Here is an 11314-nt window from a genome sequence, read left to right on the forward strand (position 1 = left end):
GCCTCGCTGCGAGGAATGACCGTGCCCCCCTTCCCGACCATCCCGCTCCTGCACGCGGCCTACGCCGAAGGCCTCGACCCGCGCGCCGTCGTGGCCGAGGCCTACCGGCGGCTCGCCGCGGTGGACGATCCCGGCATCTTCCTCGCGCTCGTCCCGGAGGCGGATGCTCGCGAAGCCGCGGCGGCGCTCCCGCCCTTCGACCCCGCGGCGATGCCGCTCTGGGGCGTGCCCTTCGCCGTCAAGGACAACATCGACGTCGCCGGGCTGCCGACCACTGCCGCCTGCCCGGACTTCACCCACACCCCCGCCGAGACCGCGCCCGCGGTGGCGCGTCTCCTCGCGGCCGGCGCGATCCTGATCGGCAAGACCAATCTCGACCAGTTCGCCACCGGGCTCGTGGGCCTGCGCACCCCCTACCCGGCCCCGCGCAACGCGATCGACCCGGCCTACGTGCCCGGCGGGTCCAGCAGCGGCTCGGCCGTGGCGGTGGCCCACGGGATCGTCGCCTTCGCCCTCGGCACCGACACCGCGGGCTCGGGCCGGGTGCCGGCGGCGCTCAACAACGTCGTCGGGCTGAAGCCCTCCCTGGGGGCGGTCTCCAGCCGCGGGATGCTGCCGGCCTGCCGGACCCTCGACACGCTCTCGGTCTTCGCCGGCACCGTGGCCGACGCCGACGCGGCCTTCCGGGTCATGCTGGGGCCGGACGCCGCCGATCCCTGGTCGCGGGCCCTGCCGGTACCGCCCACCCCCGCCGGCCTCCCGCCGGGCCTGCGCCTCGGGCTCCCGGACGCGGCGAGCCTCCGCTTCGGCGGCGACGGGCTCTCGGAGGCGGCCTTCGCGGCGACGGTCGCCGATCTCGAAGCCCTCGCCGGGGCGGCGGCGCCGGTCGATCTCGCGCCGATGTTCGCCGTCGCGGCCCTGCTCTACGACGGCCCGTGGGTCGCCGAGCGCTACGCGGCGATCCGCCCGGTGATGGAGACGCGCCCCGACATCCTCCACCCGACGACGCGGGCGGTCATCGCCTCCGCCGAGCGCCACAGCGCGGCCGACGCCTTCGCGGGCCTCTACCGCCTCGCGGCGCTACGCCGGGCCGCGGACGCGGTCTGGGACCGGATCGACGTCCTCGCCGTGCCGACCTACCCGCGCCCGCAGACCTGCGCGGCGGTCGCGGCCGACCCGATCGGGCCGAACAGCGAACTCGGCACCTACACCAACTTCGTCAACCTGCTGGACTGGTGCGCCCTGGCGGTGCCGGGCCGGCCCCGCGCCGACGGCCTCCCCGCCGGGATCACCCTGCTGGCGCCGCGCGGCTCGGACGGGCTCCTCGCCGCCCTCGGGGCACGCCTGCACGCGGCCTCGGCGCCGCGGATCGGCGCGGGCACGATGCCGGTGCCGGCCGTGGAGCCGGGGCTGGCTGCGGCCGGACCGGACGCGATCGAGCTGGCGGTCGTCGGGGCGCATCTCTCGGGACTGCCGCTGAACCGCGACTTGGCCGGCTGCGGCGGGCGCTTCCTGCGCGCCGTGCCGACGGCCCGGGACTATCGGCTCTACGCCCTGCCGGGCGGCCCGCCGCAGCGCCCGGGGCTGCTCCGGGTGGCGGCCGGGGACGGCGCCCCCATCGAGACCGAGGTGTGGGCCCTGCCGCCCGCCGCGTTCGGACGCTTCGTCGCCACCATCCCGGCACCGCTCGGCATCGGCACGCTGCGGCTCGCCGACGGCACGGCGCCCAAGGGCTTCCTGGTCGAGCAAGCCGGCCTCGACGGGGCGGCCGACATCACGCGCTTCGGCGGCTGGCGCGCCTACCTGGCCGACCGCGCGGCCGCGTAGCCCTCGCCCCCGGGGCCTGACATCGGGCAGCGAGAGGAAACCGGTTCCGGTCCCTCGCGCGGCGACAGGCCGCCCGCGCCGCTGCTAGGCTGCCGCCCGGTGGAGGAGCGTTCCGATGCGGCGATCGATCCTGTTCCTGGCGGCCTGTCTGCTGGCCGGCATCACGCCGGCGGCCTCCGCCGGGCCCGCAGCGGACGGCGTCGCCGATCTCGGCAGCTACGCCGCCCGCGTGGAGGTTCACCCGTTCGAGAGCCTGACGCTGACCGACCGGCAGTTCCTCACCGGCACGTCCGAGGGAGCGAAGCCGGTCACGGTCGCGGGGATCCTGCGCATCGCCAAGGCGGGGACCGAGCGCCTGCCGACCGTGATCCTGATGCACGGCTCCGGGGGCCTGGGCGGCAACATCGAGTTCTGGCAGCGGGCGCTGGCGGCGCGCGGGATCTCGACCTTCGCGATCGACGGCTTCACCGGGCGCGGCCTGACCAGCGTCAACTCCGACCAGAGCCTCCTGGCGCGCACGAACCTGATCCTCGACATCTACCGGGCGCTGGGCGTGCTGGCGAAGCATCCGCGGGTCGACCCGGCGCGGATCGCCGTGATGGGCTTCTCGCGCGGCGGGCAGGCCGCGCTCTACGCCAGCCTCAAGCGCTTCGACGCGGCCTGGAACCGCTCCGGCGTGATCCCCGCCCTCTACCTGCCGGTCTACCCGGACTGCTCCATCCGCTTCCGGGACGACACGGCCGTGGCGGATCGGCCGATCCGGATCTTCGGTGGCGGCAGCGACGACTACAATCCCGCCGCCACCTGCGCGGCCTACGCGGAGCGGCTGAGGGCGGCCGGCGCCGATGTCGACCTGACCGTCTTTCCCGGAGCGCAGCACGTCTTCGACAACCCGGCCGGGCCGACCCAGCCCGTGGTCGCCCGGGGCGCGCAGACCGTCCGCGCCTGCGCGATAAGCGAGGCGGCGGACGGCGCCCTCGTGGCGGGCCCGGACGCCACGCCGTTCACCTACGCGGACCCGTGCGTGCAGCGCGACCCGCATATTGGCTCCGACGCCGCCGCCCGCGCCGGGATCCTGGCGCGTGTCTCGCACGCGCTGGACGCCGCGTTCCGGGGACGGTGACCGACGGAGCGCGGTGCGGATCTGCGCGGCCCCTGCCTGCCGGCCGCGCGCTCGTGCGGCGGCCGACTCGGTCAATTGACGTCGTCGGCTTGCCCCGCACCGCCCGGGCCGCCCCCAACCTGCGTGTCGCGTGGCGTCCTACCTGCAGGCAGCGTCATGAATGCTCACAGATCGAACGTGCTCGGCCGAACTGTGGCGATCTCGTGCCCAACTGGGCCAGTAGGCGCAGCCTCTTCGACGGCGAGGACGATCTATCGGGGCTATCTTTAAATGCCCGGAGACCCGCGACCCCGCTCTCGCGGGCACGGACACCTTCCGACCCGAACACCGCAACCAACTTCGCATGAAGGACAGGGACAACCGAGGGCGTAGCTGCGCGCTTCAATCGACAAATCTACTGCGTTAGATACATCATCGAAATTCGATTTGTCTTAAGTGCACGGAAATCGGAGCTGTTCATATCAGGGCCGAAAGTCACTTGTCGCGAGACGGAGCCCATCGCCGAGATCCGCCGGCAAGAATGGCCACTGAGCCCCTATACTACTTTTGGTCATTGCGTACTTCGGAGATTGCTGTAGCCAGTTTATAGGGGTTGGACTCGCCCCGCCCAACACTGGTATGTCATGCGCAAGCTTGGCTAGAATGGCCCGGCGCAGCGCGAGGGCGACCATGGCTTTCAGACGAATCGGAACGCTCGTGGCGGTGCTCACTCTAGGCGCGTGCTCCCACGCGCCGCTGATGCCGACTGCCTACAGCGCCTTGCCGCCCCCGACCGCGATGCCTGCGGCAACCGCGTCGACGGGCCCGCTCGTGGGCGCCGCGGCGCCGCGTGCTGAGTCCGATATCGATCCGCTCCCCATCGTCATTCCCGGCACTCTGAAGCTCACGGACGCGCAGATCGGCCAGAACGGTGTGAACCCTCTGGCGGTTCTCGATTCCTCGATGCGCAACCGCATGAGCTGGAAGAGTCTCCGTCCGGAGAATCTGACGAAGCCGCCGATCTATTCCGGCCTGTCCCGCATGTCGAACGGTGCCGGCGTCGGAGAAGCCTCGGCCACACAGAAAGACAACATTCCCGGCTTCGATAAGGATCTCGCCACCAAGAGGATCATGTCGGAGTACAATCGCGAAGCGGCGATGGCGGCGCTCCTTAAGGGCGGACGCGGCGCCGCGAAGAGCGTATGCTCAGGATGCTGACGTCGCTCTTCGACGCGGCTCGAGAGTGAACGGCAAGTTCTCCGTATCGACCGGCACGCCTCGGTGCGTTCTCACCCGCCACGCCGGTCCCGACTACGGCCCCCAAGCCGGCAAAGCGGCCATCGCTTTCGCCGTGCGCTCCGTCAGCCGACGCCGCACAGAAGTCCGTTCGCGGACTCCTTCCGGGGAGGATCCCGACGATGCGCCGCACCCATCCTCTCCGCCTTCTTCACACCTGCGGCCAAGCGTCAGTAGCGCGGCGAGAAATTCATCCCCGTCACGACGGTGAAGACCGGTGGTGTGCGGTCAGCAAGCTCGATGCGTGCCGGATCCTGCGAGCGCTCTGTCTGAACCGAGGGGCAGAAGACGGTGGAGGGCACCTCGACCGTCGGTGAGAGCACCCGTTCCAGAGGAGTCGGCCTCGTCATCGCGGGCTTCGGGTCCAGCCAAGTTCCGGGCACCACCTGCTGCCCACAATTGCTGACAACCGCTTCATGTATCGTCCCATCGATTGCGGCGGAAACCACACAATTGGCGGGATGGTACACCAACTCGTACTGAAACTTCCTGTTCTCGTCGGACTCCGTTTTGAACCGGTTGTCCAAAATCACGGCCGTGTGCGGGCGATCGGTTGTCCCGACAACATAGAGGCGACCGGTGGCGATGGCAGCGACCGTGATATCGGAGGCCGCCGATGCGGGCATGCTGAAGACAAGCGCCAGCACTCCGGAGAGCGTCGCCGTCGAAACCAAGCCGCGCATCCTGCCCTCACCCTCACCCGCAACCTGTTCAGACCCGACTCGATTGTATCGTCAGCCGTGATCGCGCCCTGAACAGCGGGTCCCACAGCCATTCTACCGAGCAATGGCCAGCGTCCATCACCCGATAGAGGTACTCAGATCTCTCATCCACCGGGATATCGAGCTGGACGGACCGTATACCAACGCTCGAGCGCCGGCCCGCCCGTGATCGCCGAGCCAGGGCCCTGGGTCCGGGACAGGAGCGTGCACGAACCTGACAGCCGGCGCATCGACGCGATCGCCATCCGATACCGGGAACGTGCCACCTTTCCTGACCAGGGACCTATACGTCCCAGACCTGGAATCGATGGCGCGGCATCGCGCACCGAATCCTGAGAATGCCGCTTGCGCCGTTCCGCTCCGATCGGTGAGCCTTCCGACCGCTCCACAATCCGACGTCGGCGATGACGCGAACGCCGAGCGACGAAGGATCGTGAACATCTCTATGATACGACACCGAAGAATCTCAACATAAAATAGATTACGCCGAACAGCGTTACACCTGCAGCAACCCAGATAAAGACCAGCAACCATCGATCAAAATATGCGACATCGCAGTCGGCGTATTCTGTGGCGCAGGGAACGCAGTATGCGTTGGAGATCTCCACCTTTGCCCCGCACGTTTGGCAGGCACCGACCGAGAGGGAGCGCTCGCTGGCGGTCATCCTGCGCGTGCGCGGCGGCCAGCCAAAGTGCCAGCGCCGAATGGCAGCCCCTGCCTCCGAGAACCTCATACAAGCACTCGCCACTCGATATGGGCAAATGACATCTGATCCCGTTCGGGATCCATCACGTCTGTCAATTTTCAGAATAGTCAATAGCGCTACTTCATAGCGTTAATATTGTCAATCTCGACCTGATGAAGCTCCCACAACCGGCGCCGCGGCTCCGAGTTCGGTATGCTCCGGACATAACCGGCCTGCGTGCCCGAGAGGTGGGCGGTGAACGGACGCTCAGATGCGCGTTCAGCGTGGCATCACGCTCACCGGAGCTCGGACGGCTGGAGGCCGCGTCGCGGGTCCGTCGGCGGATGACGTATCACGACAGGCCGCTCGAGCCCGGCGAATGCTCGACTGTGACGATGCTGCGCTCGGCTCAGAGCCGCTTCGCAGCGGTGGTCCGATCGCGCAGGATCGAGCGCGCGGCCCGGCACCACAGTCGAGTCGGTAGCCAGTACAGCGCTCTCACCGCACCGAGAGCCGCCATGATCGGCACGAACGCGTGCGCCAGCAGATCGAGGATCACGCCAGGCGGCTCATCCGCCTCGATCCGATCGTACCAGATCGGATCCTCGTGGCGGTACGGGTCTCGTTCGGTCATCGCTGGAACCCGCCACAATCCGATCCGGCCCTCATCTGTCGGACCAGCAAAGTGCTGCCCCGAACCGGATCTGGGTGCGCGGTTCGTGGTGCGCCGTCGCGCAGGGCCAGAGCACGCCGTGCCCCGGCGCGGGGCGGCTCGGGGACCACCCGCGCCTCATCGGCTCCCGCGCTGCGCCAGAACCGCGGGAACGGTGCGCAGCATGATGGCGAGATCCCGGTGCAAGGTCCACCGGGTGGCATAGTCCAGATCCAGCGCGACGCGCTCGGCATAGGTCGTGTCGGAGCGGCCCGAGACCTGCCACAGCCCCGTCACGCCCGGCGGCACGGCGAAACAGGTGGGGAATGCCCGCCCGTAGCGGGTGACTTCGGCCGGCACGATCGGGCGCGGACCGACCAAGCTCATCTCGCCGCGCAGCACATTCCAGAGCTGCGGTAGCTCGTCGAGCGAGGTCTTGCGCAGCACGTAGCCGACGGCGGTGACGCGCGGGTCGTCGCTGAGCTTGTGCGTCGCCGCCCACTCGGCCCGGGCCAGAGGATTGGCGGCCAGATGGGCCGCCAGAACAGCGTCGCCATTCGTCACCATGGAGCGGAACTTCAGGCACCCGAAGCGGCGACCGTCCCGGCCCACCCGCATGTGGCGGAAGATCGGCGCCTTGCGATCACCGGCATACACGAGAGCGGCGATCAGGATCAGCAACGGTAGCAAGAGGAAGAGGGCCGTGGCCGCCACCGTGATGTCGAGCCCGCGCTTGGCCGCCCAACCCAACCGCAGACCGCGCGCCACGAACGGCGCCGTTGGCAGAACGGCCTCCGCGACAGCCTCCGCGGCATCGCCCACTTGGTCCGCCAGCTCGACACCGTACTGCGGCGCACGCAAGGCAGGCTGAAGCGGTGGGCCGACGTCGCGCAGCATGTTCTGGCTCCTCGTGACGGCAGGTGGCCGCCAGGCGCAGCAACGGTTAATCAATTGTTAACTACGGGATATCAAATCATCGCGCCTGTTTCAAGCTTAACCGTACCCTAAATGCCAGTATATTTTCCGCCCAAAAATGCAAGAATAGATTTCGATCCCGCAGGATGAAGCACAGTGGCACCGGGCCTCTGCCTCTCGACCCGGCCACGAATCCGCCTCGATGCCGCAATCCAAGCAATGTCACGAGACACCGACCTTGGCCGGATGCTCACCCATCATTGTGCACTGCGTTCGTCCGGCCCGAGGAATGCCGCGCGTTCCCACGGTTGATGGTCGAGAGCTGAGCCACTTGCAGCTCTGTGCTTCTCCCGCGCGCGCGGGCCACCCGTCCGGACCGGGACGCTCGCGCATGGGATCGCGGTGCAATGTCCAGACGTCCCGCCGCAGGCATTCCGGGAGATCGCTGCGGCGGCGATCGCCGGGATGTTGCTGAATGGCGCGACGAAATCAATTTCGCGCCGAGGGCGATCATGACAAGGTGCGGGGCGCGCTCTATGGATGGACTTCCGATACAGTACCTCAGGCGCGGTCAGCGGGATGAGACGCGTGCCGGATCGATGGCATCGGCCGCCGCGCCGCGACGGACCGTGCGTGCGCGGCCCTATTGCGATGCCGCGGGACTAATCCCTATGGCGGCGGGTTCCGCAGCGTGACCCGGATGGGCGAACTCAGTATCCTGCGGATGGCTAAGCGGCATCCAACGTGCAGGAGCGGCCACAATGCCGGAGCCAGTACGGATTGGGGCCACTCATGATGCATGCGCCGAGAGAGAACAGAGTGCCGGGTGGCGCGGCACGCCGGGTGGTCTGCGCCTGTTCGGCCGACGGGTGGGAGCGCAGAGCCTGATGCGGCCCCGGAGCATACCCGCCAAGTCGGCCAGGCCTGCCTGCAACGTCCATCCGCAGCGGATGGCGTGAGACCCGTCGATCCCGTCTGAAAGTCATCAATCCCCGCGGCTCCCGAGGCTCGAACCACACAGGTCCAGCCGAAGGCGCACGTTTCCGATCAAGACTGAGAATAGCGCAATCATGGTCCCTTGCCTGTGGAGCAGCTGCCTGCCAGCGACCGATCGGACATCCACCGGGCGACTCGGTGAGAGCTGCGCGGCGATCGGGGAAGCAGGTTCCGAGCGATGAGAGTCGCGATCGTCCATTACTGGCTCATCGGGATGCGCGGCGGCGAGAAGGTCGTCGAGGCGCTCTGCGACCTCTATCCGGAAGCCGACATCTTCACGCACGCCTACGCCCCGCAATCCATGTCGCCGACCATCAGGGCGCACCGGGTCAGGACCTCGTTCATCGGCCGATTGCCGTTCGCGACCAGCCGATACAAATCCTATCTACCCCTGATGCCGATGGCCCTCGAGCAACTCGATCTGCGGGGATACGATCTGATCATCAGCAGCGAATCGGGTCCGGCGAAGGGAATCATCCCGCCATCCGACGCGCTTCATATCTGTTACTGTCACTCACCGATGCGGTACGTCTGGAACATGTACCACGATTATCGCGAGCGGACGGGGCTGCTCACGCGCCTGCTGATGCCGCCGGTGGCCCATTACGTGCGCAACTGGGACGCGGTCTCGGCGGGCCGGGTCCACGAGTTCATCGCCAACTCGGACACGGTCGCGCGACGCATCGAGACCTACTATCGGCGCCAAGCCAAGGTCATCCATCCGCCCGTGGACACGGCGGCCTTCGAGATCGCTCCGGATGGCCAGCGCGGTGACTACCATCTGATGGTCGGCGAAATGGTCCGCTACAAGCGGCCGGAACTGGCGATCCAGGCCTTCAACCGGTTGGGGCAGCCCCTCGTGGTGATCGGCGGCGGCGAGATGCTGCGTGAACTGCGCAGCATGGCCGGTCCGCACATCAAGATCCTCGGTCCGCAGCCCTTCGAGGTCCTGAAACACCACTACGCACGGTGCCAAGCCCTGATCTTCCCCGGAGAAGAGGATTTCGGCATCGTCCCGGTCGAGGCCATGGCGAGCGGCCGGCCGGTCGTCGCGTTCGGCAAGGGTGGTGTCACCGAGACGGTCATCGACGGCGTGACCGGCACCTTCTTCCACGAGCAGTCCGTCGAGGCCCTGATCGATGCCGTCCAGCGCTGTCGGGCGATCGGGGTGGAGCCAGAGCGCCTCGTCCGGCGCGCAGTCGACTTCGGTGTCGGCCGCTTCGCGGACGAGATCAGCCGTTTCGTCGACGGGGTCCTCGCGCGCGAACGCTTGGCGGCCCCTCGTCCTCCGCGTGAGCCGAGCCGCGCCTATCTGGTCCAGTGAGACGGCCCCGCGTCGGCGGCCCCGGCCGCCTCGCCGAACCGCCGAGGTCACGACCGAGGCGGGGGAGGCCCCGGTCTCAGAGGGCGGCGCGCGGCGCCCGCCGGCCGAATCGACTCGACTAAGCGTCCGATGTCCTTGTCGGCATCAGGTGAGCCGCCGCGTTGAGCGTCGAAACACGGGCCGTCGGCTGGTAGTCGAAACCGCCCTGTCGTCCGAACGACTCGATCCCGAAGTCGGCGAGTTGGGCGAGCGCGCGCGACACCCGCTCATGGGCCTGCCCGGTGTAGATGGGATAGGCACAGGGCACCACTTGGCTGCCCTCACAAACCAGATCACCGGCGAAGAGCCCGTTCTTGGCGACATGTGCCCGAAAATCCTGCTCGGCGATCGCCACGGAATCGTTCGCGTGGCCAGCGATGACCTCGACTCCAAAATACTCGCGCCCCTCCACCCGACCGTAGAAATCGGAATACATCGTGAGCCGCTTCCAAGCGCCGTCATGCGCGAAGTTGTAGAGGATCGAACAGTCGAAGCCGCGATTCCCGTCGAAGCTGAAATACAGGCTGATCAACGTTACCGAGGCGAGACCGGGATCCTCTCGGACTCCGCAGAGGGCCAACGTCCGCGCAATGGGGATCGTCGAGATGAGTCGCTGAGCGGTCAAACGGCGGCCACCTGTGCGGACATCGAATTGCGTCCCGCGCCGTGTGATCGATTCGATCCGCTCGCCCAGATGAAAGACCGAACCGCGCTGCCGCAGGGTTCGGGCGGCCACTTCGTAGAGGGCATTGAAGCCTTCGCGGGGTCGCGCCAACTGCCTGTTGGTCGGACCCGGCGCGCGATGCCGGCGGACATAGCGCAACAAGACGCGCGGGCTGGCGTGCTCCTTGATCCAGAGCATCCGCTTCTCGGCAAATTCCAGATCGACCCAGTCGGCCGGAACGCCGAAGAACCGCTTCATGTAGCTCTCGAGGCCGGACCTTCTGAGCAGATAATCACCGATCCAGTAGCGAGCAAACTCCCGCGCATTCCCGATTCTGCGCCGCGCCACGCGCGAGAAAGCGGCCGATAGCACGATCCTGAAGATGCCCCATGGACCGGCCCGGACGATGTCGTCCCGGATCGACAGCGGGTACGAGGTGACGAAAGCCTGGGGTGTCAGCTTTCCCCACGTCGGCTTGATCGGAACGTAATGTTCCAGCAACTCCGGAAAATACTTCAGCAGCGGCGAATCGTCCTGAAATATTAGACTTCCGATGTCGAATGTATATCCATTGATGGATCGGTCGATATGATTGCCGCCGATATTTTCAAATTCGTCGATGACGGCAATATTTCGACAGCCGAGATCGTGAAGAATTGAAGCCGATACGAGGCCTGTAATACCGGCCCCTAATACGATCGCATCGAAAATCTCGTCTCCCGAGTGCCCATGACAATCGAAGGCTGAAGAAACGGTCATGATTCGCTTTGCATCGGCCACGGCGTCAGGCGATGGAGGACGATGCCGGAGCATGATGGTCGGCCGCGCCGAGCACGATGATCATCGCCGACACTCGAATCAGATCGGAAGTTGCGGATCGATACCATAGGATCAGTTCGGAACCCAGTCATGACTACCGTTAACTGAGCAGAATTTGCAAACACACCGCGGCGCGCGGACCGAAACATCGCCTGACGATCGCACTATGGATCTGTCCCCGTTCCGAACGAGCGGACAGGCACTCCGCGCCTTGCGGCCGACAGAGGCAGCATTGGCCGCCCTTCAGCAGGGTAAAGTCAACAACGAAAACG

The 11314-nt window shown here is 67.1% G+C and carries 8 protein-coding genes; 4 read left to right on the forward strand and 4 right to left on the reverse strand.

From position 1 onward, the window contains the following. Positions 1-15 precede the first annotated feature (15 nt). The 3 genes from atzF to BM314_RS19315 all read left to right on the forward strand — a co-directional run bounded on the left by atzF (position 16) and on the right by BM314_RS19315 (position 4147). The gene (gene atzF, locus BM314_RS19305; RefSeq protein WP_091979597.1) at positions 16-1827 is read left to right on the forward strand and encodes an allophanate hydrolase; all 1812 of its coding nucleotides are present in this window, start codon (positions 16-18) and stop codon (positions 1825-1827) included. A 115-nt stretch (positions 1828-1942) separates the two neighbouring features. Further along, on the forward strand, positions 1943-2950 hold the full coding sequence (locus BM314_RS19310; RefSeq protein WP_091979599.1) for a dienelactone hydrolase family protein: 1008 nt from the start codon (positions 1943-1945) through the stop codon (positions 2948-2950). A 738-nt stretch (positions 2951-3688) separates the two neighbouring features. Continuing rightward, positions 3689-4147, forward strand: coding sequence for a hypothetical protein (locus BM314_RS19315; protein WP_244539982.1), 459 nt, complete (start codon positions 3689-3691; stop codon positions 4145-4147). A gap of 248 nt (positions 4148-4395) precedes the next feature. On the opposite strand, the gene BM314_RS19320 is transcribed toward BM314_RS19315, so the two are convergent. The 3 genes from BM314_RS19320 to BM314_RS19330 form a co-directional block, all read right to left on the reverse strand. Next, complete coding sequence (locus BM314_RS19320; protein WP_026604632.1) at positions 4396-4908, reverse strand: hypothetical protein; 513 nt, start codon at positions 4906-4908, stop codon at positions 4396-4398. A 1134-nt stretch (positions 4909-6042) separates the two neighbouring features. Further along, a complete protein-coding gene (locus BM314_RS19325) occupies positions 6043-6267 on the reverse strand; it encodes a hypothetical protein (RefSeq protein WP_091979601.1) in 225 nt (74 codons plus the stop codon). 156 nt (positions 6268-6423) lie between these two features. Next, positions 6424-7182, reverse strand: coding sequence for a sugar transferase (locus tag BM314_RS19330; protein ID WP_091979603.1), 759 nt, complete (start codon positions 7180-7182; stop codon positions 6424-6426). Positions 7183-8374: 1192 nt separating this feature from the next. Between BM314_RS19330 and BM314_RS19335 the strand changes: the two genes are divergently transcribed. Beyond that, positions 8375-9520 carry a glycosyltransferase gene (locus BM314_RS19335; protein ID WP_091979605.1) on the forward strand — a complete coding sequence of 382 codons (1146 nt, stop codon included), beginning with the start codon at positions 8375-8377 and terminating at the stop codon, positions 9518-9520. A gap of 118 nt (positions 9521-9638) precedes the next feature. Here BM314_RS19335 and BM314_RS19340 read toward each other — a convergent pair whose 3' ends face one another. Next, positions 9639-10982, reverse strand: a complete 1344-nt coding sequence (locus tag BM314_RS19340; protein WP_091979607.1) for an FAD-dependent oxidoreductase — start codon at positions 10980-10982, stop codon at positions 9639-9641. Positions 10983-11314: the final 332 nt, after the last annotated feature.

Origin of the sequence: Methylobacterium sp. 13MFTsu3.1M2 (genome assembly GCF_900112625.1) — a bacterium.
Taxonomy (GTDB): Bacteria; Pseudomonadota; Alphaproteobacteria; order Rhizobiales; family Beijerinckiaceae; genus Methylobacterium.